General features: G+C 68.4%; 22 protein-coding genes. 12 read left to right on the plus strand and 10 right to left on the minus strand.

Annotated features, from left to right (window positions below; translation table 11 throughout):
• Nucleotides 1-2 precede the first annotated feature (2 nt).
• Genes ABIC47_RS11375 through ABIC47_RS11390 form a run of 4 tightly spaced genes read right to left on the minus strand, consistent with a single transcriptional unit; the run spans nt 3 to nt 3,570 of the window.
• Nucleotides 3-983, minus strand: a complete 981-nt coding sequence (locus ABIC47_RS11375) for an NAD-dependent epimerase/dehydratase family protein (protein WP_354480478.1) — start codon at nt 981-983, stop codon at nt 3-5.
• A 49-nt stretch (nt 984-1,032) separates the two neighbouring features.
• Complete coding sequence (locus ABIC47_RS11380; RefSeq protein WP_354480481.1) at nt 1,033-1,770, minus strand: SDR family NAD(P)-dependent oxidoreductase; 738 nt, start codon at nt 1,768-1,770, stop codon at nt 1,033-1,035.
• Between the two features lie 46 nt (nt 1,771-1,816).
• Nucleotides 1,817-2,539 (minus strand): SDR family oxidoreductase, encoded by a 723-nt coding sequence (locus tag ABIC47_RS11385; protein ID WP_354480484.1) that lies wholly within the window; start codon nt 2,537-2,539, stop codon nt 1,817-1,819.
• A complete protein-coding gene (locus ABIC47_RS11390) occupies nt 2,536-3,570 on the minus strand; it encodes a LacI family DNA-binding transcriptional regulator (RefSeq protein ID WP_354480487.1) in 1,035 nt (344 codons plus the stop codon). Before ABIC47_RS11390 ends, ABIC47_RS11385 begins: the two co-directional genes overlap by 4 nt.
• A 99-nt stretch (nt 3,571-3,669) precedes the next feature.
• On the opposite strand from ABIC47_RS11390, the gene ABIC47_RS11395 reads away from it, so the two are divergent.
• The 10 genes from ABIC47_RS11395 (at nt 3,670) to ABIC47_RS11440 (ending at nt 14,748) form a co-directional block, all read left to right on the plus strand.
• Nucleotides 3,670-4,497, plus strand: a complete 828-nt coding sequence (locus ABIC47_RS11395; RefSeq protein ID WP_354480490.1) for a sugar phosphate isomerase/epimerase family protein — start codon at nt 3,670-3,672, stop codon at nt 4,495-4,497.
• Nucleotides 4,494-5,504, plus strand: coding sequence for a Gfo/Idh/MocA family protein (locus tag ABIC47_RS11400; RefSeq protein ID WP_354480493.1), 1,011 nt, complete (start codon nt 4,494-4,496; stop codon nt 5,502-5,504). Before ABIC47_RS11395 ends, ABIC47_RS11400 begins: the two co-directional genes overlap by 4 nt.
• A gap of 70 nt (nt 5,505-5,574) precedes the next feature.
• The gene (locus ABIC47_RS11405; protein ID WP_018189322.1) at nt 5,575-6,846 is read left to right on the plus strand and encodes an extracellular solute-binding protein; all 1,272 of its coding nucleotides are present in this window, start codon (nt 5,575-5,577) and stop codon (nt 6,844-6,846) included.
• Nucleotides 6,843-7,802, plus strand: coding sequence for a carbohydrate ABC transporter permease (locus ABIC47_RS11410; RefSeq protein ID WP_089879950.1), 960 nt, complete (start codon nt 6,843-6,845; stop codon nt 7,800-7,802). The genes ABIC47_RS11405 and ABIC47_RS11410 overlap by 4 nt, the downstream gene beginning before the upstream one ends.
• Nucleotides 7,795-8,664 (plus strand): carbohydrate ABC transporter permease, encoded by an 870-nt coding sequence (locus ABIC47_RS11415; RefSeq protein WP_018189324.1) that lies wholly within the window; start codon nt 7,795-7,797, stop codon nt 8,662-8,664. Before ABIC47_RS11410 ends, ABIC47_RS11415 begins: the two co-directional genes overlap by 8 nt.
• Before the next feature lie 20 nt (nt 8,665-8,684).
• Nucleotides 8,685-10,235, plus strand: a complete 1,551-nt coding sequence (locus tag ABIC47_RS11420; protein ID WP_354480498.1) for an alpha-L-fucosidase — start codon at nt 8,685-8,687, stop codon at nt 10,233-10,235.
• Nucleotides 10,236-10,287: 52 nt separating this feature from the next.
• Nucleotides 10,288-11,346, plus strand: a complete 1,059-nt coding sequence (locus tag ABIC47_RS11425) for an aldo/keto reductase (RefSeq protein ID WP_354480501.1) — start codon at nt 10,288-10,290, stop codon at nt 11,344-11,346.
• Entirely contained in the window at nt 11,343-11,756 is a 414-nt protein-coding gene (locus ABIC47_RS11430; RefSeq protein WP_018189327.1) for an RbsD/FucU family protein, read from the plus strand. Before ABIC47_RS11425 ends, ABIC47_RS11430 begins: the two co-directional genes overlap by 4 nt.
• A gap of 41 nt (nt 11,757-11,797) precedes the next feature.
• The gene (locus ABIC47_RS11435) at nt 11,798-13,426 is read left to right on the plus strand and encodes a GH39 family glycosyl hydrolase (RefSeq protein WP_354480503.1); all 1,629 of its coding nucleotides are present in this window, start codon (nt 11,798-11,800) and stop codon (nt 13,424-13,426) included.
• 8 nt (nt 13,427-13,434) lie between these two features.
• Nucleotides 13,435-14,748, plus strand: a complete 1,314-nt coding sequence (locus tag ABIC47_RS11440; RefSeq protein WP_354480505.1) for an L-fuconate dehydratase — start codon at nt 13,435-13,437, stop codon at nt 14,746-14,748.
• A 25-nt stretch (nt 14,749-14,773) separates the two neighbouring features.
• Here ABIC47_RS11440 and ABIC47_RS11445 read toward each other — a convergent pair whose 3' ends face one another.
• Complete coding sequence (locus tag ABIC47_RS11445) at nt 14,774-15,544, minus strand: FadR/GntR family transcriptional regulator (protein ID WP_020075964.1); 771 nt, start codon at nt 15,542-15,544, stop codon at nt 14,774-14,776.
• 124 nt (nt 15,545-15,668) lie between these two features.
• Here ABIC47_RS11445 and ABIC47_RS11450 point away from each other — a divergent pair, with 124 nt between their 5' ends.
• The gene (locus ABIC47_RS11450; protein WP_354480507.1) at nt 15,669-16,433 is read left to right on the plus strand and encodes a COG4705 family protein; all 765 of its coding nucleotides are present in this window, start codon (nt 15,669-15,671) and stop codon (nt 16,431-16,433) included.
• 5 nt (nt 16,434-16,438) lie between these two features.
• Here ABIC47_RS11450 and ABIC47_RS11455 read toward each other — a convergent pair whose 3' ends face one another.
• The 4 genes from ABIC47_RS11455 to ABIC47_RS11470 form a co-directional block, all read right to left on the minus strand.
• A complete protein-coding gene (locus ABIC47_RS11455) occupies nt 16,439-18,202 on the minus strand; it encodes a glycoside hydrolase family 35 protein (protein ID WP_354480509.1) in 1,764 nt (587 codons plus the stop codon).
• 73 nt (nt 18,203-18,275) lie between these two features.
• The gene (locus ABIC47_RS11460) at nt 18,276-19,622 is read right to left on the minus strand and encodes an ABC transporter substrate-binding protein (protein WP_354480510.1); all 1,347 of its coding nucleotides are present in this window, start codon (nt 19,620-19,622) and stop codon (nt 18,276-18,278) included.
• Between the two features lie 50 nt (nt 19,623-19,672).
• Nucleotides 19,673-20,608: a carbohydrate ABC transporter permease gene (locus tag ABIC47_RS11465; RefSeq protein ID WP_018189335.1), complete on the minus strand. Its 936-nt coding sequence runs from the start codon at nt 20,606-20,608 to the stop codon at nt 19,673-19,675.
• Nucleotides 20,608-21,531 carry a carbohydrate ABC transporter permease gene (locus tag ABIC47_RS11470; protein WP_354480512.1) on the minus strand — a complete coding sequence of 308 codons (924 nt, stop codon included), beginning with the start codon at nt 21,529-21,531 and terminating at the stop codon, nt 20,608-20,610. The genes ABIC47_RS11465 and ABIC47_RS11470 overlap by 1 nt, the downstream gene beginning before the upstream one ends.
• Nucleotides 21,532-21,660: 129 nt before the next feature.
• On the opposite strand from ABIC47_RS11470, the gene ABIC47_RS11475 reads away from it, so the two are divergent.
• Nucleotides 21,661-22,713 (plus strand): LacI family DNA-binding transcriptional regulator, encoded by a 1,053-nt coding sequence (locus tag ABIC47_RS11475; protein WP_020075958.1) that lies wholly within the window; start codon nt 21,661-21,663, stop codon nt 22,711-22,713.
• A 15-nt stretch (nt 22,714-22,728) separates the two neighbouring features.
• On the opposite strand, the gene ABIC47_RS11480 is transcribed toward ABIC47_RS11475, so the two are convergent.
• Nucleotides 22,729-22,866 (minus strand): hypothetical protein, encoded by a 138-nt coding sequence (locus ABIC47_RS11480; protein WP_018189338.1) that lies wholly within the window; start codon nt 22,864-22,866, stop codon nt 22,729-22,731.
• Between the last annotated feature and the right edge of the window lie 104 nt (nt 22,867-22,970).

Below are 22,970 nucleotides of genomic sequence, written 5' to 3' on the forward strand. Positions count from 1 at the left end.
TCTCAGCCGAATCGGACGGGCGGGATGCCGTCGCCCAGACGGCCGGCTTGTCGGAGCCACTCCACCGACTCCGCCACGGCAGCGAGCGAGGAGTACGCCGGTGCATAGCCCAGCAGTCGCCTCCCCTTCTCGATGCTCATCGCGTGGCTGCGGGCGACATGCTGGAAGGCGGAGTCGCGGTGCTCCTCGGGAAGGGAGGCGCTGAACTCGTCGAACGGTACGAAGCGCAGCCTCGCTTCCACCCCGAACCATCGAGCCGCCTCCTGCGCGAAGCCGCGCAGCGTCAGAGCGCGCTCGGAGACGGCGTGGAACGCCTCCCCGTTCGCCTCGTCCGGTTGTTCGAGGCAGAGTCGGATCAGCTGTGCGACGTCGTCGGCGTGCACGTGGTGCACGGTCTCGAGCCCGAATCCCGGCAGCAGGAGCTCACGCCCGTTCGCCAGGGTCCGCCACACCTCGAGGTCGGTGGTGCCCTGCGGGGTGATGATGGGCCAGCCGGGACCGGAGATGTGACCGGGGTGCACGATCGCCACGGGAAGGCCGTCCTGGCGTCGGGACTCGGCCAGCAGCAGACGTTCGATCGCCTCCTTCTGGGTGCCGTACTCACCCCAGGGCTGTTTGACGGCGTCCTCGGGAGCCGGAACCTCGGTGAGGGTTCCGTGCGTCCAGATCGTGCCGACGTGCACCAGCTGACGCGCCCGTCCGCGGAGGGAATCGGCGAGCTGCCGGGCGGACTCCGGGGTGAAGCAGATCATGTCCACCACCACGTCCGGTTCGAGCTCGGCGACGCGCGAGCCGAAGATGCCGGCGGCATCCTCCGCCTCGCGGTCGGCGATCACGCGTTCGACCCTCTGCCAGGCCGGGTCCTCGCGATACGGCGCCGAGCTGCCGCGCGTGATCGCGACCACGTCGTGCCCATCCTGGATGAGGCGCGGCACGAGGTAGCCGCCGATGTGGCCTGTTGCTCCGATGACGACGATGCGCATGTCTGCTCTCTTTCCGGTAGGCGCCACGGAGGCGCGGAGACCGCTTCGTTCAGTGGAAGGCGGCAGCGCCGTTGACCGCGACCACAGTTCCCGACGCGAAGCCGCCTGCCTCCGACGCGAGGTACATCGTCGCCTCGGCGACATCGGCGGGTGTGCCGGCTCGGCGAAGCGGGGTGGCGGCTATGGTCGCACGCTGGTCGGCTTCCGGGGTGAAGCGCTCATGGAACGGTGTCTCGAGGATGAGGCCAGGGGCTACAGCGGAGACGGCGATCCCCCGTGGCCCCAGTTCCTTCGCCAGAGCCCGGGTGAGGCCCTCGACGCCGGCCTTGGCCGCAGCGTAGGCCGAAGCTCCCTGGCCGCCTCCGTTGTGCGCCGCCAGAGACGAGATGTTCACGATGCGGCCGCCCTCGGCCATCGCGGGCAGGGCCGCGCGGATGACGTAGAAGACGCTGGAGAGATTGAGTTCGATCACGTGGTGCCAGTGCTCGTCGTCCGCGTCCTCCAGGGGACGACGTGCGACGAGGCCGCCGGCGTTGTTGATGAGCACGTCGATCCTGCCCCCGAGCGCCTCGCCGATCCGCGCCACGGCCGCTTTCACCTGAGCGCTGTCGGTGACGTCCATCCGCTCGGCGACGACCCGCCCGGCCACGTGCTCGGGTACGGGCGAGGCGTTCGTCGTGATCGCAACGCGGTCGCCCGCGTCCAGGAACGCCTCGGCGATGCCCAGGCCGATTCCGGTCGCGCCTCCGGTGATCAGGACGTTTCGTGCGGTGGAGGGTGCGGTCATGGAGATCTCCGTCTCGGTCGGTCGGTACAGGGGAGGTCGACGCCGATCAGCGCGCGGAAGGCCGCACGACGATGTCGCTGACGGTCGCCCGGGCAGGCAACCGGATGACGGCGAGGCACAGGTCGGCGACGTCCTCCGGGCGGAGCGCCCCTGCCAGTTCGTCGGGCGTCGGCGCCGTGGGGCGGTGGCGGACGAAGTCGGTGTCGATGAGCCCGGGCGAGATCGTCGTGACCCGGACGCCGTCGGCACCGGCCTCCAGCGCGGTGGCGCGCGCGAGCGCCGCGAGACCGGCCTTGCTGGCCTGGTAGGCGGCTCCCGACATGTCGGGGACGAGAGCGGCGACGGAGGAGATGTGGATGAGCAGGCCGCCGCCGTCCGCGCGGAACCCGGGAAGCACCGCCTGCGTGAGGAGGAAGGCGGAGTCGAGGTTGCTCTCCAGCACCGACCGCCAGCCGGCGATGTCGAGCTGGTCCAGGCGGCGGCCCTTGAGGTTGACGCCGACGGCGTTGACGACGACGTCGATGCCGCCCGCGTCGTGCCGCAGAGATGACACGGCGTCGTCGAGCTGGGGCGCCGAGGTCGTGTCGGCGACCGCGACGTGCGCGGTCCCGCCGACAGCGGCAACGTCCGCTCGCACCTCCTCGAGACGGCTCCGGTCGCGCCCGAGCAGCAGGACGGTCGCGCCGTCCGCCGCCGCAGCACGGGCGACGGCGCGGCCGACACCGCCGGCTGCTCCCGCGACGAGCACTCGGGCTCCGGATGCGGTCATGCGATTCTCCGTTCGCTGGAGGCCCGCACCACGAGGGTCGGCGGGAAGACGAGTGACGGACCTGTCTCGCGGTCGCCGCCTCCGCCGGCCGTCAGCCGGACGACGGCCTCGGCCATCTCGCCCAGCGGCTGCTGGATCGTCGTCAGGGCGGGCGATACGAGCCTGCCGATCGGGATGTCGTCGAAGCCCACCACGGCGAATTCGGCGATATCGCGGCCGGCATCCCGGATGGCGGCGGAGGCACTGAGGGCGAACATGTCGTTGACGGCGACCAGGGCCGTCGGCGGCTGGTCGAGCGCCAGCAGGGCGTGCACCGCGTCCCGTGCGAGCGGGCTGCTGTCCGCGTCCCCGAAGTCGGGGGAGCGGGGGACGAGGGCGTCGTCGAAGGGGATGCCGCTCTCGTCGAGCGCCCGGCGGTAGCCGGCGAAGCGCCGCTGGCGGCTGATCGTGCGCATCGCACCGGAGACGAAGGCGATGCGGGTGTGACCTCGCTCGAGGAGGTGCTGCGTCGCCATCCACGCGCCGGCTTCGTTGTCGATGCTGACGTTCAGAAGCTCGGGCGGGTCCGTCTCCTGATGTTCGCGGTCGAACGCGATGATCTGCACGCCCGCGTCCATGGCGGGGCGCAGGTGTTCGAGCGACGGGAGCGAGGTGGAGAGCACGATGTGCTCGATGCCGTCGGCCCAGAGCTGCTCGACGTAGGCGCGCTCGCGCTCGGGATCGCGCTCGCTGTTGCAGAGGTAGATCTGCCGTCCGTGCGCGTGGAACGCCGCTTCGAGATGGGCGGCCCACGATCCCCAGAACGGGTTGGCCACGGAGGGGACGATGAGACCCAGGGTGGGGTTGGGGGCGCCGCGGAGTTGCTGCGCCACGCGGCTCGGCCGATAGGAGAGCGACTCCATCGCCTCGAGCACGCGTCGGCGCGTCTCCGGCTGCATGAGGTGCTCGCGCGCATTGAGCAGGTTCGAGACCGTGGAGGGTGAGACTCCGGCGGCCTGGGCGACATCCCTGATCGTTGCGATCGCTCTCACCTGACTTCCTGTTGACGTGATTTGGAATCACTGTATCGTTGCACAAACCACTGTATCGTTGCACAAAATTCCCCCGACGTCCCGACAAAGGAGTTCGCCATGCCGCATGATGATCCGACGACCACGTGGAGTGTCTTCACGAAACCGTGGCGCGAGCCGCAGGTCGGAGCTCTCGGTGAGCTGGTGGCGGGGATGGGATTCGACGCCGTTGAGCTTCCGGTGCGCCCCGGCTACCAGGTCACCCCGGACGAGGTGTCGACAGCTCTGCCCGCCGCGGCGCGCGAGCTTGCGCGCTCGGGTGTGAGGGTCGCGAGCATCGCCTCCGGAACGGATGAGGCGACCTTCGCGGCCTGCGCGGACGCGGGCGTGCCGTTCATCCGGATCATGGTGCCGATCGGGGTGAACGGCTACGCCGCGACCGGTACGGAGATCCGCCGGGTGCTCGCCGGACTCTCCGAACGCGCCGAACGCTACGGGGTCCGCGTTGCCGTCCAGCCGCACTACGACGACTACATCGCCGACTCCTCGGAGCTCTTCGCTCTGCTCCAGGATGTCGACCCCCGCCACGTCGCGGCGATCTGGGACTCGGCTCACGACGCCCTCGCGCGCAAACGGCCCGAGCACGGGTTGGAACTGCTCTGGCCCTGGCTCGGCATCGTCAATCTCAAGAGCGCCTACTACGAGCGGGTCGACGAACCGGCGTCCGCGTTCGGGGATCCGGTCTGGGAGCCGGTGTTCACCGACGCCCGCAGTGGCATGGCGGAGTGGGGTCGCGCGCTCGCCTACCTCGCGGAGCGCGGGTTCGCCGGGCCGATCTGCCTCACCGCCGAGTACACCGACGAGAGCGACCTCGTGGCGAAGGTGACGCGCGATCTCGAATACGCGCAGAGTCTGCGGGCCGCGGCCGGCGCCGGAGTGGCCCGATGACCGCCGGCGGGACCCGGCCGGTGCGCGTTGCCGTCATCGGCGCCGGCCAGATGGCGAACCTCGTCCACTACCCGTCGTTGTCGTCGCTGCCCGACGTGGAGATCGTGGGTATCTGCGACCTCTCACCGGAGCGCCTCCGGGCGACCGGCGAGCGCTGGGGCATCACCGCTCTGTTCGACGACTGGTCGGCGATGCTCGACGAGACGCGCCCGGATGCCGTCTATGTCATCGGTCCCCCCGAACTCATGTTCGGCATCTGGTGCGGCTGCCTGACTCGCGGGCTCGACCTCTTCGTCGAAAAGCCGCTGGGACTGACCGTCCACCAGGCGAGAACGCTCGCCCGTCTCGCCGACGAGAACAACTGCATCACCCAGGTCGGCTTCCAGCGGCGTTCGTCCCCGCTCCTGGAGCGCATGGTCGGGCGCGTTCGCGAGCGGGGCGAGGTGGTCCATGCCGTGTGCCGGTTCTACAAGAACGATCCGACCCCGATGGTGTCGGCACGCGACAGGATGATGGACGACGGCGTCCATGTGATCGACACCCTCCGGCACCTCTGCGGCGGCGAGGTCGTCGCCGTCTCGGATGTGACGCGCAGGGTCATCGTCGACGAGATCAACTTCGTCGCGGCGACGCTCGAGTTCGACACGGGCGCCGTCGGGGTCATGATCACGAACTGGACGAGCGGCCGCAGGACGTTCGGCGTGGAGGTCCACGGGCCGGGGATCATGGCGGAAGGCGACCTCGAGGTCGGGGCCACCATCTGGGACGCGGAGGGGCGGGAGGAGCTCGATGCCGGCGAGGTGGCGGGCTCGCCGGACCTCTATGTCCGCGGAGGCTTCCTCGCCAAGAGCGCCGAATTCATCGAGGCGGTGCGTTCGCGCCGTCTTCCCTCGTCGCACTTCGGCGATGCGCTGAAGACGATGACCGTCGCCGAGACCATCCTGGCGCACGATCTACTGAAAGAAACCGAGCGAACGAAACGTTTAGTGACCGGTGTTATCTATTGACTTCGCATTCCTGGTGCTCTTACCATCACTGAAGTCGTAACGTTTCGCTCTCATACTCAAGGAGGAGTTCATGAAGTCACGGTTGAAAAGCCCGAGGCGACGGGGACGCGTCGGCGTCGCCGTCGCGGTCGCGAGCGTTCTGGCCCTCGCTCTCGCCGCCTGTTCCGGAGGCGGCGGTGGAACGTCGGGCCTCGACGGCAAGACGCTCAAGATGTACACGTGGATCGGCGGCAAGGCCGACAAGCAGCAGTGGAGCGACTACATCGCCGGAGGCAAGCACGCCGACCCGGACATGGCTGTCAGCTTCTCCGGCCCGCCGATCGGTGACTACTACACCAAGCTGCCCACCGTGATGAAGGGCAGCAGTGCGCCGTGCCTGGTCACGTTCCAGAACGGCCGGGTGAACCAGTACGTGCAGGGGCTGGAGCCCCTGGACGATCTGGTGAAGAAGAACAAGGTCGACCTGTCGGCGTACAGCTCGGCGATGCTCGAGCAGCTCAGCGTCGACGGCAAGCTCTACTCCATCCCGTTCAATGCCGGTCCCAACGTCATCTTCTACAACAAGAAGATGTTCGCGGACGCCGGGGTGGCCGAGCCCGGCCTCGACTGGACGGTCGATGACTTCATCGCCGCAGCGAAGGCCACCACGAAGAATGGCGTGTACGGCTTCGCGATCGGACAGGGCTCGACGCCCATCAGCACTCTCATGGCGGCCGACGGCCACCCCTACGCCGACAAGAACGGTCCGAAGCTGGACGACCCGAACTTCCGCGACGCGCTGCAGCTGCTCGTCGACCTGGCCAACAAGTACAAGGTCGCGAAGCCGCTCGAGGCTGCCGCGGGCGGCACCTTCCCGGACATCGATGCGTTCAGCACGGGTCAGGCGGCCATGGAACTCGAGGGTCTGTGGGATCTGCAGCACGAGCAGCAGACCCTCGGCAAGGACAACGTCGGCATTGCTGTGGTCCCGAGCAAGAGCGGCACCTCCAAGGGCTTCATCAGCGGTTCGGGCTTCGGCATCACGAAGACCTGCGGCGACAAGCAGAAGGCCTTCAAGGCCATCGAGGCGATGACGAGCAAGAGCGGACTGGAGTTCGTGACGAAGTCGCAGGCCTCCGTGCCGGCGCGGCTCGATGCGCTGGACGCGTGGTCCACCAACGTCGGGTCGCCTGCGTTCACCGCGGTCATCAAGCAGATGACCGGTGACGCGACTCCGTCACCGGTGCCCTCCAGCCAGGCGCAGCTCGACACGCTGCTGACCCAGTACGAGGTGGATGCGTTCTCCGGCAAGAGCACGGTCGAGCAGGTCCTCCAGCAAGTGAAGGCGGGCCTTCCGCAATGACGTTCGTGCGTCTGGACCGTGCGGAGGAAGAGGTCTCCGAGGGGTCCGTCGCCCAACCGGAGCGCCCGAGGGGCCGGCTTCGCCGCCGGCCCCTCGGGGGGCCCCGCTGGGTGGGGTGGGCCTTCGTCCTCCCCGGGCTCATCGGGCTGGCCGTGTTCATCGTCATCCCGCAGGTCGCCTCGCTGATCCTGGGGTTCTCCGACTCGAGCCTGCTCGGGGGTGTCCAGTTCACGGGCACGGAGAACTACATCCGGCTGTTCCGCGACCCGCAATTCCTCAACAGCGTCATGGTGACGGCGATCTTCGTGCTCGTGTACGTCCCGGCGAACATCGCGATCTCCCTGGCGATGGCGATGTGGCTCAAGACCCGCATCGCGGGCCGCAACTGGCTCCGGGTGATCTTCCTGATCCCAGCCCTGTCCCCGATGGTGGCGAACGCCGCGGTCTTCCGGTTGCTGTTCCAGAAGGACGGCGCCGTCAACCAGGGCCTCGCGGTCTTCGGCCTCGGTCCGATCCCCTGGCTCAGTGACGGCAACTGGGCGTTGGCCACCGTGATCGGGGTGTCCCTCTGGCAGTCGTTCGGCTACAACATGATCGTGCTCGGTGCTGGGATCGACTCGATCAGCCCCGATGTGATCGCGGCGTCGCGGATCGACGGCGCCGGTCGCTTCCGCCGCCTGGTCTCGATCACCCTGCCGCTGGTCAGCCCCGCCCTGTTCTTCACCACGGTGCTGACCGTCATCGGCGCCTGGCAGACCTTCGCCCAGGCTTACGTGATCACCGGCGGCGGCCCGGGCAACAGCACGATGACGATCATGCTGTACCTCTATCAGACCGCTTTCACGAACAACCAGCTGGGCTACGCGTCCGCCATCGCGACCGTGCTGTTCGTGATCATCGCGATCTTCACGCTGTTCCAACTCTGGGGACAGAGGAAGTGGGTCCACTATGACTGAGCACCAGCTGCCGGCCTCCGCTCCACGCTGGCGTCGCCGCGGGCGGACCATCGGGTTCGCCGCCAACACCACGGCCGCGTGGCTGTTCGCGCTCGTGTTCTCGTTTCCGCTGATCTGGACCGTCTTCACGGCGCTGAAGCCGGCGAACGAGGTGTTCGCTGCGCAGATCACCTTCATCGGCTCGAAAGTCCTCTGGTCCAATTTCGTGGATGCGTGGACGGAGGTGGACTTCGGTCGCCTGCTTCTCAACAGCCTGGTCGTGGCCGCCATCTCCACGTTCCTCACCCTGATCGTGGCGACCCTGACGGCGTTCGCGTTCGCCCGGCTGCGTTTCCCCGGTCGCAGCGCGGTCTTCCTGCTGTTCGTCATCACGTTGACCCTGCCGAGCGAGGTCGCCGTGGTGCCGTTGTTCCTCGGCTTCGACCAGGCGGGGCTCGCCGACACGTGGGTCGCGCTGATCCTCCCCGGCCTGTTCGGGGCGTTCGGAGCCTTCCTGCTCCGGCAGTTCATGCTCCAGATCCCCGGGGAGCTGGAGGAGGCCGCCCGCCTTGACGGGGCCTCCACCTGGCGCATCCTGATCAGCGTCATCGTCCCGCTCGTGCGCCCGGCGCTGTCCGTCCTGGCGATCTTCGCCTTCCTCGGGAGCTGGAACAGCTTCCTGTGGCCGTTGATCATCCTCAACAGCTCGGAGAAGTGGACCATCCCCATCGGCATCGCCGGTTTCACGACGCAGACCGGCACGCAATGGCAACTGCTGATGGCCGCGTGCGTGATGACGATCGCCCCGGTGGTGGTCGTGGTCGCTCTCGCCCAGAGACAGCTGGTGGCCGCGATCGGCGCGGGCGCCTTCGGCGGCCGTTGAGCCCCCAACGACGGAGACATATGAATCTCGAACCGCTCGACCCCTCGACCCTGCCGGCGCCTGTCGACGTCTCGGACAACCGTCCGGCGCTCGCGATGGTCGACGCTGTCATCGACGCCGGGCCGTACGACGCCACCTGGGAGTCGCTGTCCCGGTATCGCGCTCCGCAGTGGTACCGCGACGCCAAGTTCGGCATCTTCCTGCATTGGGGAGCCTTCTCGGTGCCGGCGTTCGGGAACGAGTGGTACCCGCGCACCATGTACCGGCGCGGCACGCCGGCGTTCGACCACCACCTGGCGACGTACGGGCCGCATGACCGTTTCGGCTACAAGGACTTCCTTCCGCATTTCCGCATGGAGCACTACGACCCGCAGGAGTGGGTCGCACTGTTCAAGCGCGCGGGCGCGCAGTTCGTCGTGCCGGTCGCCGAGCATCACGACGGCTACGCGATGTACGACACGGCGCGTTCGCGCTGGAACGTGACGCAGGTCGGCCCGCAGCGCGACGTGATGGGAGACCTGCTGGCGGCGGTCGACCAGGCCTGGTTGATCACCGGCGCGTCCACCCACCGGGCGGAGCACTGGTTCTTCATGAACGGGGGAGCGGAGTTCGACTCCGATGTCCGCGATCCCGCGTACGCCGACCTGTACGGGCCGGCCCTCCGCAAGGAGATGAATCCCACCGAGCGGTTCCTGGAGGACTGGCTGCTGCGGACCGTCGAGATCATCGACTCCTACCGGCCGCAGATCCTCTACTTCGACACCGGAATCGAGGAGCCGTCGTTCGAGCCCTACATCCGCAGACTCGCCGCGTACTACTACAACCGTGCGGCGGAGTGGGGGCGCGACGTCGTCATCAACTACAAGTGGGAGTCGTTCGCGCCGGGTTCGGCGGTGCTCGACATCGAGCGCGGCACGATGGGCGGCATCCGCCCCGACGTCTGGCAGAACGACACGTCGGTGTCGCGGACATCGTGGAGCTGGGTGGAAGGACACGACTACAAGGACGCCTCCGAGCTCATCCAGGAGCTTGTCGACGTGGTCGCGAAGAACGGGAACCTGCTGCTCAACATCGGCCCCCGTCCTGACGGGACGATCCCCGACGAGGAGGCCGCGCTGCTGGAGGCCGTGGGCGACTGGCTGGCCGTCCACGGCGAAGCGATCTACGGCTCCAGCCCGTGGGTCGTCTTCGGCGAGGGGCCGACGGCTCCCGCCGCCGGCTCGTTCACCGACGCAGCCGCTCCCGTGTACTCGGCGGAGGACCTCCGTTTCACCAGGATGACGGAGGTCGGCCACGACTACGTCTACGCGATCGGGATGGTGCGGCCGGAGGACGGCCGGATGCGCATCCGGAGCTTCGGGTCGGGCAGCCGCTTCCTCGACCGTCCGATCGCCGACGTGCGCGTCCTCGGCTCGTCGGAGCGGCCGGAGTGGACGCGCACCGGCGAGGCCCTGGAAGTGGTGCTCCCGCCCGCGGAGACCACGGGACCCGGTGGCGCGGTGGTGCGTATCGAGCTGGAGCCGCCTGTCGCCGAGACACGCATCGACTTCTTCCACGGCCTGGGCATCTAGTGCGGGCGCCGCGACACATCCGCCCGCTCACATCGAAAAACGGAGAACACACATGACCACGATTGACACCGTGCCCACCCGCCGCCTCGCGAGCGGGGCCGTGATGCCCGCGATCGGTGTCGGGACGTTCGGATCCGACCACTACGGGCCGGACGAGGTGGCCGCTGCCGTGGGCGGCGCGATCCGAGCCGGGTACCGCCTGATCGACTGCGCGTCCGTGTACGGCAACGAGGCACAGGTCGGCGTGGTCCTGCAGGACGCGATCGCCGGCGGCGTGCCCCGTGACGAGCTGTTCGTGATGTCGAAGGTGTGGAACGACGCCCACGACCCCGACGCCGCGGTCGCCTCGGTCCGCCGATCGTTGAGCGACCTGCGCCTGGACGTTCTCGACGCGGTGTTCGTGCACTGGCCGTTCCCGAACCATCACGCACCGTTCGCCGACGCGGCCGACCGCGACCCGGACGCGCGCCCGTACATCCACGAGGAGTACATGGCGCTCTGGCACGCGCTGGAGGGTCTCGTCGACGAGGGGGTCGTGCGGCACCTCGGGACTTCGAACGTCACCATCCCCAAGCTGACGGCGATCCTCGCCGATGCGCGGATCGCACCGGCGTTGAACGAGATGGAACTGCACCCCTGCTTCCAGCAGCCCGAACTCTTCCGGTTCTGCCTCGATCACGGCATCCAGCCGGTGGGCTACTCGCCCCTGGGCTCGCCGTCGCGACCCGAACGCGACCGCGTCCTCTCGGATGTGTCGGACATGGAGCATCCCGTCGTGGTCTCGATCGCCCGTGCGCACGGAGTGCATCCGGCGGCGATCTGCCTGAAGTGGGCGGTGCAGCGCGGCCAGATCCCGATCCCGTTCTCGGTGAAGGAGTCGCAGTTGATCGCCAACCTGCGGTCGGTCGTCGAGGACCCGCTGACCCCTGCCGAGCTCGAGGAGCTGCGATCGGCGGAACAGAACAACCGCCTCATCAAGGGTCAGGTGTTCCTGTGGCCCGGCGCCGGCAGCTGGCTCGACCTGTGGGACGTCGACGGAACGATCCCGAGCTGGGATGGTTACGCCGCGGATCGCGCGGCCGGCCGCGCAGCAGCGGAGGTGTCCGCATGATCACCGGCCCGCTCGTCCATCCTCCGCTCCTGGAGGCGCTCGCCTCGTCGGGCCACGGCTCCGGGGTGCTGATCGCGGACGGGAACTACCCGTACCTGACCGCCACCGGATCGGGTGTGCGCCTCATCCATCTCAATCTGCGCCCAGGCCTGCTCGACGTCACATCGGTGCTCGACGCCGTGCTCACCGTCGTCAACATCGAAGCGGCAACCGTCATGCAGACCCCGCCCGGGGTCGCGGCGCCGGCGCAGGACGACTATGAACGCCGGCTGGGCGCGGACGTGCCCATGGAGAGAGTCGACCGCTTCGCGTTCTACGACCGGGTGCGCTCTCCGGACGTGGGCGTCGTCATCGCCACCGGGGACGAACGCCTGTACGGCAACCTGCTGCTCACGATCGGTCTGCGCTGACGCGGATCCGGTTCGCCCACCACCATCTGGAGATCATTCCCATGGCACCCGCCTCGCTTCCCGTCATCACCGTCGACGACCGCGTCGCCGAGTCGACCGTCCTTCCCCACGTCTGGAGCCTCTGCGCGGGGGCGGGCCGGGCCAATGAAGCGCTTCGGGCCGACTGGCAGCAGCAGTTCCGTGAGGCCGTGGATCGCCTCGGGTTCCGTTACCTCCGCTTCCACGGGGTCTTCCACGACGACATGTTCGTGTACCGCGGCTCCTATGGTGGAGGCTTCGGGCCGGATGTGCCTCTCGAGACCCCGGTGCACACCTTCTCCTACGTGGACAAGGTGTTCGACTTCCTCATCGATCTGGGGGTGCGCCCGTTCGTGGAACTCGGCTTCATGCCGCGCGAGCTCGCCACCCAGACCGAGACGGTGTTCTGGTGGGGCGCGCACTGCAGCCCGCCGAAGGACATGGATCGCTGGGTGGAACTGGTGGTGCGTTCGGTAGAGCACTGGATCGAGCGCTACGGTCTCGCCGAAGTGCGGGAGTGGCGGTTCGAGGTCTGGAACGAACCAAACCTCGTTCCCCATTTCTGGACCGGAACGAAGACCGAGTACTTCGAGCTGTACGCCCGGACGGCGCAGGCCATCAAGGCCATCGATCCCGAACTCCAGGTCGGCGGCCCGTCGACCAGCGTCTTCGTGCCGGACGAGCGGTACGCGGGAGAGACCGAGGACCGCTCGGCTGAGCACGCCACCGCCGCGGCATCCGACCCGGACGCACTGGACTGGAGACCGGTGTGGATCGAGGACTTCCTCGCCTGGTGCGCTGAGCGGGAGCTCCCGGTCGACTTCATCTCGACGCACCTGTACCCCACCGACTTCGCCTTCGGAGCCAACGGCGAGGCCGTCAGTCTCACCCGCTACGCGGATGCGACCTCGGACGACTTGACGTTGCTCCGGCGGCTGATCGGCCAGAGCGCCTACCCGGACGCGGAGGTGCACATCACCGAGTGGTCGAGCTCACCGTCGAGCCGTGACCACATCCACGACACGGTGTTCGCCGCCACCTACATCACGCGGGCCTATCTCCGCTGCGCCGACCTGGCCGACTCCATCTCCTACTGGACCTTCACCGACATCTTCGAGGAGGGCGGCGCCGGGATCGGCCCGTTCCATGGCGGATTCGGCCTGGTGAACGAGCAGGGCATCCACAAGCCGACCTTCCACGCCTTCGAGATGCTCAACCGGCTGGGAGATCGGCTGATCGCCTCCACCGAACGCGGCGTCGTCTCGCAGCACAGCGCGACGGGAAAGCTGGCCGCGGTCTTCTACAACTACCCCGACGACATGAACGGCCGCTCGGTCGGCTCGCGCACCTCCTATGAGGCGACGCGCGACCTGATCGGAATAGGTGCCGACGAGCGCGTGCGGCACACCATCGGCGGGCTGGAGCCGGGCGCCGTCTTCGCGGTCGAGATTCTCGCCCCCGGGCACGGCGACGCGGCCGAAGCGTGGAGTGCCATGGGCCGGCCCCTCAACCTCTCCCGTGCCCAGGCCACCTACCTGCGCGAGCAGGGCGACGCCCTTCAGCGGCAGACCCTGATCGCCTCGGAGAACGGGACCCTCGAGATCGACCTCGCCCTGGCCCCGTGGGCCGTGGCGTCGGTCTTCGCACTGTAGGCGCCACCATGACCACGATCACCGGCGCCCGCGTCTTCGACGTGCGCTTTCCCACGTCGCTCAGTCTCGACGGCTCGGACGCGATGAACAAGGACGGCGACTACTCGGCCGCCTACGTCGTGCTCGACACCGACGACCCCGAGCTCAGCGGGTTCGGGTTCACCTTCACGATCGGCCGCGGAAACGACCTGTGCGTCGAGGCCGCTCGCCAGCGGGCGCTTCCGCTGATCGGCCGCTCGGTGGAGGAGGTCGTCGGCGATCTCGGCGCAACGTACCGTCTGCTCGCGTCCGACACCCAGTTGCGCTGGCTCGGCCCGGAGAAGGGCGTCGTGCACCTGGCGATGGCCGCCGTCATGAACGCCGTCTGGGACCTCGCCGCCCGTCGTGCAGGCAAGCCGCTCTGGCGTCTCCTGGCGGAGATGACACCGGAGGAGCTCGTCGGCGCCGCCGACCTCCGCTACCTGTCCGACGCGCTCACTCGCGACGAGGCGATCGACATCCTTGCCGAGATGGCGCCGACCCGCGCTCAGCGCATCTCCGAGCTCGAAGCACGCGGAGGCTATCCCTGCTACACGACCAGTGCCGGCTGGCTCGGCTACAGCGACGACAAACTCCGTCGTCTGCTCAGGGAGGCGGTCGATGCGGGCTACCGGCACGTGAAGCTCAAGGTCGGCGCGAACCTGGATGACGACATCCGTCGACTTCGGATCACCCGCGAGGTCATCGGCTGGGACGCCACGCTCATGATCGACGCCAATCAGGTGTGGGATGTGCCGGAGGCCATCGAATGGGTGCGGCAGCTCGCCGAGTTCACGCCACTGTGGATCGAGGAACCAACGAGCCCGGACGATGTCCTCGGGCACGCCGCTGTGCGCAAGGCCGTCGCGCCCATCGGCGTCGCCACGGGCGAACACGGCATGAACCGGGTCTTGTTCAAGCAGATGTTCCAGGCTGAAGCCATCGACTTCTGCCAACTCGACGCCGCTCGGCTCGCGAGCGTCAACGAGATCCTCGCCGTGTACCTGATGGCGAAGAAGTTCGGCGTGCCGGTCTGCCCGCACGCCGGAGGTGTCGGACTGTGCGAACTGGTCCAGCACCTGTCCATCTTCGACTACGTCGCGGTCTCGGGGACTCTGGAGAACCGGGTGACCGAGTTCGTGGATCACCTCCACGAACACTTCACCGACCCGTGCATCGTCGTCGACGGCAACTACACGCTCCCGTCGAAGCCCGGGTACAGCGCCGAGATGTTCGATGAATCCGTCGCGTGGTATTCGTACCCGGACGGCGGCTACTGGCGCCAGGCCGCGCTTACGCCCTGATCACCGACGACCCGCCGCCTGTCCGTCAGCTCGACTGGCTCGCGCGGGCGCCGGGCGCGTGGTCCGGAAGCCGGCGGCGCTCCCACGAGATGTGGATGTGGTCGTGCATGGCCCGCTCGGCGGCGGCGGCATCCCCGTTGGCGATGGCCTCTACGATGGCCGCGTGCTCGTCGAGAGTCAGCGCCACGGCGTCCGGCGGGTTGATGCCCTGGTATCGGCTGGACTCGACGGCCCGCTTGTAGAGGTGCTTGGCGATGTTCTCCGCGAGGCGGTTGCCGGAGATCTCCATGAGCGCGTAGTGGAACACCACGTCGGCCTGCCGGAAGGAGTCCGTCTCCGACTCGCTCTCGCGCATCGCGGTGAGCGCGTTCTCGAGGCGCCGCAGCCCGTCGGCCGTGTGCGAGCGGGCGACCGCGCCCGCCATCGCCGACTCGAGGCTCGCGCGCACGACGGTCAGCTCGTCGAGCACGCCGAGGCTCTCGTCGTTGTCGATGAGCGCAGAGAGCACCACCGGGTCGAGCATGTTCCAGTAGCCGGGCGCCTGGACCTGCGTGCCGCGACCCTGGGACACGATCACCAGGCCCTTCTCCTCGAGCCGCTTCACGGACTCGCGGAGGACCGTTCGACTGACCCCGAAGTGCTCGCTGAGCGGGCCCTCCGGCGGCAGGAGGTCGCCCTCCTTCAGTTGGCCGGTGACGATGATCTCGACGAGCTCGGCCACCACGGCGACGCCCAGCCGCGCGGCGGGCAGCCGCTGCGGGATGAGCCGGGCTGCAGCGTCGGAGTCGGTCGCCATAGGTATGACCTTAGCGCGTCGTGCTCACCGTGCGGCCTGCGCGTGATCGGAGTCTCTGAGCCCTTTCAGGCGTTCGCCCCCTCCGTACAGGCGCGAAGCCGCCTCCGTTCGGGATGCTGAGTGGATGCGCAACACCGTTCCCGCCGTCACCGCCCTGTTCTGGGTGACCAAGCTGCTGACGACGGCCATGGGGGAGACGGCGTCCGACTTCCTGGTGAAGACCATCGACCCTGTCGTCGCCGTCGGTGGGGCCTTCGTGGTGTTCGCCGTGGCGCTCGGGCTGCAGTTCGCCGTGCGGCGGTACATCCCGTGGGTCTACTGGAGTGCCGTGCTGATGGTCGCCGTCTTCGGCACGATGGTGGCCGATGTGCTGCATGTCGAACTCGGCGTCCCGTACCTCGTCTCGACGGTGGTGTTCGCCGTCGCTCTCGCGATGGTCTTCGTCCTCTGGTTCGCCACCCAGCGAACCCTGTCGGTGCACCGCATCGACACTCCGGCGCGCCAGGTGTTCTACTGGTGCGCGGTCCTGGCGACCTTTGCCCTCGGAACAGCGGTCGGCGACCTGACCGCGACCACGCTCGGGCTGGGCTACTTCGCCTCCGCCCTGCTGTTCGGCATCCTGTTCGCCCTTCCCGGCGCGGCTTATCGCTGGTGGGGCTTCGGCGCGACCGCGGCGTTCTGGACCGCGTACGTGCTGACCCGGCCGTTCGGGGCGTCGCTGTCCGACGGCCTCGCCGTGTCGCACGCTCGCGGCGGACTGGCGCTGGGGACCGGACCGGTCAGCCTGATCCTGCTCGCCGCGATCGCGGTCTGCGTCACCGTGCTCAGCGTCCGAGGGCGCCCGGCTACCGGAACGGTCGCGGAGGCACCGTCGGCCGCTGGTCTCTGACCGGATCAGACCTCCGTGTGGCCCAGACGCGGTTCCGGCACGAAGGCGGCGACGGCCTCGGCGGCGGACTCCAGCTCCAGCACGATCAGCTCATTCGCACCGGCACGCAGAACGCCGCGCGGGACGAACAGCGTCTCCTGCGGCCCACGAGTCCAGTAGCGGCCCAGATGGAAGCCGTTGATCCAGGCGACGCCCTTGCCCCATCCCGTCGTGTCGAGGAACAGGGGGCACGGCTCGTCCAGGCCGAAGACGGCGCGGGCGAAGACCGGACCGGCCAGGCGCTCGGGGGTCTCGGCGCCGGCGGCGTCGAGGGCGTCGCGCACGGGCGCGAGCGACGACAGCTCGAGAGGGAGCACGCTCCAGCGCCGCAGCTCCTCGCCGTTCAGCTGAACCGGACCGATGAGTCCCTTCGGCTCGCCGATACGGGGACCGTAGTCGACGCGGCCCTGGTCCTCGACGAGCACGGTGAGCGTTCCGCGGCTGGGGGAGAGCGCGATGGCCGAGTCGTGGTGATCGCGGGCGAGCACGCCGAGGCGGCTGGTGCCGACGGAGACGTACGCGCGGTCGCGGACCTCGCCGAACTCCAGTACCGCGGGCTCGGTCGTGTCGATCTCCGTGCGGTACAGGCCGAGACCGCTGTAATGGCCCAGCTCGTCGAACGTCGGCAGGGAGTCCGTGTGCGACCACTCGCCCAGCCGGTCGGCGACCGACCACAGTGGAACCGAGGAGCCGAACGGGACGGTGAACGCGGGCGCAGCCGCGGCCGCGACGGGCTCGAGCTCCGGCACCGGGGCGTACTGTGCGATCACATCGCGGAACGCCCAGAATTTCTCGGTCGGCTCGCCCGCCTCGTCGAGCGGGGCGTCGTAGTCGTAGCTGGTGACGATCGGCTGGTAGACGCCCTTGTCGTTGGCGCCGTTGGTGAAGCCGAAATTGGTTCCGCCGTGGAACATGTACAGGTTGACGGACGCGCCCAGCGCGAGCAGCGCATCCAGATCGGCCGCCGACTCCTCCACCGAGGTGGTGTGGTGGTGGCCGCCCCAGCTGTCGAACCAGCCGTCCCAGAACTCCGAGCACATCAGCGGCCCGGTCGGCTGGTGCCGGCGCAACGTCGCCAGCCGCTCGCCCGAACGGGAGCCGAAGGACGCGGTCTTCAGCAGCTCCGGCAGCGAACCGTTCTCGAGCATGTCGTCCTGCGGCTGGTCGACCGTCGTCAGCGGCACCGTGATCCCGGCGCCGCGGATGACCTCGACCAGCTGACGCAGGTAGTCCTTGTCGTCGCCGTACGCGCCGTATTCGTTCTCGACCTGCACGAGCAGCACAGGGCCGCCCTCGGTCACCTGCAGCGGCCGGACGATGTCGAGAACGTTCCGCAGATAGGCGGAGAGCGCGGCGACGAAGCGCGGCTCCGACCGGCGGATGCCGACCTCCGGATCCGTGAACAGCCACGCGGGCAGACCGCCGTTGTCCCATTCGGCGCAGATGTACGGTCCGGGGCGCACGATCGCGTACATCCCCTCGTCGGCCACCGCCTTCAGGAACCGGGCGAGGTCGAGCGCGCCGTCGGCACGCCATTCGCCGGGGCGCGGTTCGTGCGCGTTCCACGGCACGTAGGTCTCGATCGTGTTGAGCCCCATCAGGCGCGCCTTGTGGATGCGGTCGGCCCAGTCGTCCGGGTGCACGCGGAAGTAGTGCAGCGCTCCGGAGAGGATGCGGAACGGCTCGCCGTCGAGGACGAAGTCGTCGCCCGCGATCTCGAAGGTGGTCATGGTTCTCCTGAAGGGGTGGGAAGGCCGTGGCCGGCCGCGGCGTGCGCGGCCGGCCACGGAGGTACTGCTGTTGCTACTTGCCGGTGACGGTGAAGCCCTGCTGGTTGCCGTACTCCACCAGCGCCTTCTGCCAGGCCTGCAGGCCGGGGTTCAGGCTGGAGTTCGACGTGTAGGACTGTCCGACCGTGTCGCCGTAGATGCTGTTCGCGTAGACCTGGAACGGCAGATACTGCCAGCCGGTCGACACGTTCTTGGAGCCGTCCACCAGCACCTCGTTGATCTTCTGGCCGCCGAAGTACTCGGGGGCGGAAGCGAGGAACTCGGAGGAGTTCAGGTCCTTCGTGGTCGACGGGAAGCCGCCGGACTCGAGGAACACCTTGATGCTGTCCTCGTCGTTGTTCAGCCACTTGAGGAAGCCGGCCGCGAGCGCCTGGTTCTTGCTCTGCTTGAGCACGACCTGGCCGCCGCCGCCGTTCTCGGCGTTGGCCGGCTTGCCGTCGTAGGTCGGGATCGGGGCGACGCGCCACTGACCAGCGCCGTCCTTCACCGACGACTCGAGCACTCCGGGCATCCACGCGCCGGTGATCAGCGTGGCGATGGAGCCGTTGCCGAGCGCCTTGAACCAGTCGTCGCTCCAGCCGGGGACGCTGGAGAGCAGCTTGCCCTCGACCAGCTTGTCCCAGGTGCCCGTCCACTTCTTGGTGCCCTCGTCCTGGAGGTTGATCGACACCTTGGTGCCGTCGACGTCGAACGGGCGGCCGCCCGCCTGCCAGATCATCGAGGTGGTGAAGCCGGAGTCGCCGGAGTCGCTCGTGATGTAGGCGTTGGGGTCGGCGGCGTGCAGCTTCTGCGCGGCCGCGACGTACTCGTCCCAGGTCTTCGGAACGGCGATGCCGTTCTTGTCGAAGACGGTCTTGTTGTAGAACATCGCCATGGGGCCGGAGTCCTGCGGGAGGCCGACCAGCTTGCCGCCGACGTTCACCGAGCCCCACGGGCCGGGGGTGTAGTCGTCCTGAAGCTTGTCGAAGCCGTACTGCTTGAGGTCGACGAGGGAGTCGGAGAGAGCGAACTGCGGGATGGCGTAGTACTCGACCTGCGCGACGTCGGGGGCGCCCGATCCGGCTTTGATCGCGTTCTGCAGCTTGGTGTACTCGGTCGTGTTCGTGCCGGCGTTGACCAGCTTGACCTTGACCTTCGGGTACTCCTTCTCGAACGCGGCGACCTGGGCCTCCGCCGACGGGGTCCACGACCAGTACGTGATGGTCCCGCCCTGCTTGAGCGCCGCGTCGATGTCGGAGGCGCTTCCGCCGCCGGACGAGGTGCCGCCGGAGCAGGCGGCCAGGGAGGCGGCGGCGACGGCGCCGACCACCGCGGCGGTGACGACCCGGGCGATGCGCCGGGACGCGAGAGTGCTCTTCATGAGCTTCCTTTCACTTCTTCGTGGAATGAGATTGCGGATGGGGGATGGGGTTACTGCTTGACGCTTCCGGCGGCCAGACCCGACTGCCAGTAGCGCTGGAGCACCAGGAACGCCGCCACGATCGGGACGATCGTGATGAGAGATCCGGTGATCACGAGGTTGAAGATCGGCTGGGCGCCGACCCCGGTCGCCTGCGCGCTCCACTGGCTGAGGCCCACCGTGAGGGGGTACCAGGTGGGGTCGCTCAGCATGATGAGCGGCAGGAAGTAGTTGTTCCAGGTGGCGACGATCGCGAACAGTGCGACCGTGACGATGCCGGGCGCGAGGAGCCGCAGCGAGATGGTGAAGAACGTGCGGAACTCGCCTGCCCCGTCCATCCGCGCCGCCTCCAGCAGCTCGGTCGGGATGGCCTCGCTCGCGTAGGTCCAGATGAGGTAGAAGCCGAACGGACTGATAAGCGAGGGCAGGATGACCGACCAGGGGGTGTTGGTGAGCCCGGCCTGGCTGAACAGCAGGAACGTCGGGACGGCCAGGGCGGTCCCCGGGACGGCGATCGCTCCGAGCACCACGGCGAACACGGCGCGCTTGCCGGGGAAGTTGTACTTCGCCATGCCGTAGCCGGCGACGGTGGCGAGCAGCGTGGCCCCGCCCGCACCGACGACCACGTAGAGGAGGGTGTTGCCCAGCCACTGCACGAAGATGCCGCCGCGGTAGGTGAAGGTGTCGGCGATGTTCTGGAAGAGGTTGAAGTCCTTGCCGAACCAGAGCCCGAACGACGAGTAGAGGTCCGGCTGGGTCTTCGTCGCGTTGACGATCAGCCAGATGAGCGGCACGAACGAGTAGATGACGAAGAGCACCATCACGATCGTCAGCAGCGGCGACTTGCGGATGCGGCGGCCGGAGGAGGCGCCGGCCCGGACGCGAGCGGCGGCGCGCGACGGAGCCTTGCGCGGGCGGGTGCTGCGGGTGTCGGTCAGCGTGGCCATCAGCGGGCCTCCTTCCTCGTGCCGCGCACCTGCACCACATACGCGATGACGGCGGTCAGGACGCCCATCACGATCGCGACGGTCGCGGCGTAGTTGAACTGCTGGCCGGCGAACGAGAGGTTGTAGGCGTACATGTTCGGGGTGAAGTAGCTGCTGATCGCGTTGGGCGCCAGCTGCTTGAGCAGGTTCGGCTCGTTGAAGAGCTGGAAGCTGCCGATGATCGAGAAGATCGTCGCGATCACGAGCGCGCCGCGGATGGCGGGCAGCTTGATGCTGAACACCGTGCGGAACGCTCCGGCGCCGTCGATCTCGGCCGCCTCGTAGAGCTCGCCCGGGATGACGCGCAGCGCCGCGTAGAAGATGAGCATGTTGTAGCCCATGAACTCCCAGGTGACGATGTTGCCGATGGAGGCGAGCACCCACTGTCCGCTGAGCGGCGCGAGCCCGGTCCCGAGCAGCTGGTTGATGCTCGCGGTCAGACCGAACTGGTCGCCGTAGATGAATCCCCAGATCAGCGCGGCCACCACACCGGGCACCGCGTAGGGGAGGAAGAGTGCGATCCGGAAGAAACCGGCGCCGTGCAGCCGCGCGCTGTCGAGCGCGAGGGCGGCGACTAGCGAGAGGACCAGCATGATCGGCACCTGCACGACGAGGAACAGCGAGACGCGGCCGAGGGATGCCCAGAACTTCTCGTCCTGGAACACGGCGACGTAGTTGCCGAGCCCGACGAACGCGTTGCCGCCGATGAGCTGCTGGCGGAAGAGGCTGAGGTAGATCGCGTAGACCACCGGCGCGATGATCATCGCCGCGAAGACGACCATGAAGGGGGCCACGAAGGCCCAGCCGCGCCAGTCGCGGCGCGACCGGCGGCCGCGGCGGGGGGTGCCGGGCGCGGTGGCCCGCGTGAGGGACGTCGTTGTCATGTCTTCCCTGAGTTCGAGATCGGTGTGCGGATGTTTACGTCAACATCGTGGCGGCTACTCTAACATGTTCACGTCAACATGATGCAAGGTCGTGTTGACACTCGCGTTGAACACCGAGAAGTGGAGACCATGGCAGAGTCGCTGGCCGAATCCCCGTCCGCCCGTGCAACCGGGCGCAAACGCGGTCCGTCGTTGGGCGATGTCGCGGCGCACGCGGGCGTCTCCACGCAGACCGTGTCGCGGGTGGCGAACGGCCTCACCAACGTCGAGGAGACCACGCGTCAGCGCGTCCTCGCCTCGATGCAGGCGCTCGGCTACCGTCCGAATCGCGCGGCGCGGGCGCTGCGGTCCGGCCGCTTCCGGAACATCGGCGTGGTCATGTTCACCCTGTCGTCCTACGGCAACATGCGGACCCTGGATGCCATCGCCGTGTCGGCGGCGACCGCCGGCTACTCGATCACGGTCGTCCCGGTCGAACGCCCGACACAGCAGGATGTGAGCGTCGCGCTCAGCCGTCTGCTGGAGCAGGCGGTCGACGGCATCATCGTCGTGATCGAGGCGCACATCGTCGACCGCGCCGACGTCGAGCTGCCGTCCGGGCTGTCGGTCGTGGTCGTCGACTCGACCGAGCGCCCCGACTACCCGCAGGTCGACACGGACCAGGCGGAGGGTGCGCGGCAGGCCACCCAGCACCTGCTCGACCTCGGCCATCGCACGGTCTGGCACATCTCCGGTCCCGGCGACTCGTATTCGGCAGCACGCAGGGAGGAGTCGTGGCGCCGGACTCTGGAGGCGGCGGGAGCTCCTGTGCCGGAGGTCTTCCGCGGCGACTGGTCGACCTCGGCCGGCTACCGCCACGGGCAGGAGATCGCCGCGCGCCCCGAGATCACGGCCGTCTTCGCGGCGAACGACCAGATGGCCCTCGGCGTTCTGCGCGCCCTCCACGAGGCCGGCCGGCGGGTGCCGGAGGACGTCAGCGTCGTCGGATTCGACGACATGGCCGAGTCGGACTCGTTCTGGCCGCCGCTGACGACCATCCATCAGGAGTTCGAGGCCATCGGCCGCCGCGCCCTCGAACTGCTGATCGCGGAGATCGAGGCGCGCCCGGAGCCGGTGCGCTCCTCGGTGCTCCACACGCGCCTGGTCGTGCGCGCGAGCACGGCCGCACCGCCGGCCTCCTGACCGGCGGGCCGCTCGCTACGAGGGCTCTTCGTCCGCTTCGAGCGACTCGTCCGCATCCACGAAATCGTCGTCGGTCTCGGTGGCCTCAGTGGCCGCCGCGGCCTGCGCCTCCGCCAGTTCGCTCGCCTCGTCCTCGTGCCGGTGTCTCGCCATGGGTTCCCCTCTCGACACCTCATCTTCTCGTAGACCCGGCACGAGCGGAGTGCCTCGAGCCGTTCCTGAGAATCGACTCATGTTCGAAACAAACGTCCGGTATG

The sequence above is a fragment of the Leifsonia sp. 563 genome (assembly GCF_040545055.1).
Taxonomy (GTDB): domain Bacteria; phylum Actinomycetota; class Actinomycetes; order Actinomycetales; family Microbacteriaceae; genus Leifsonia.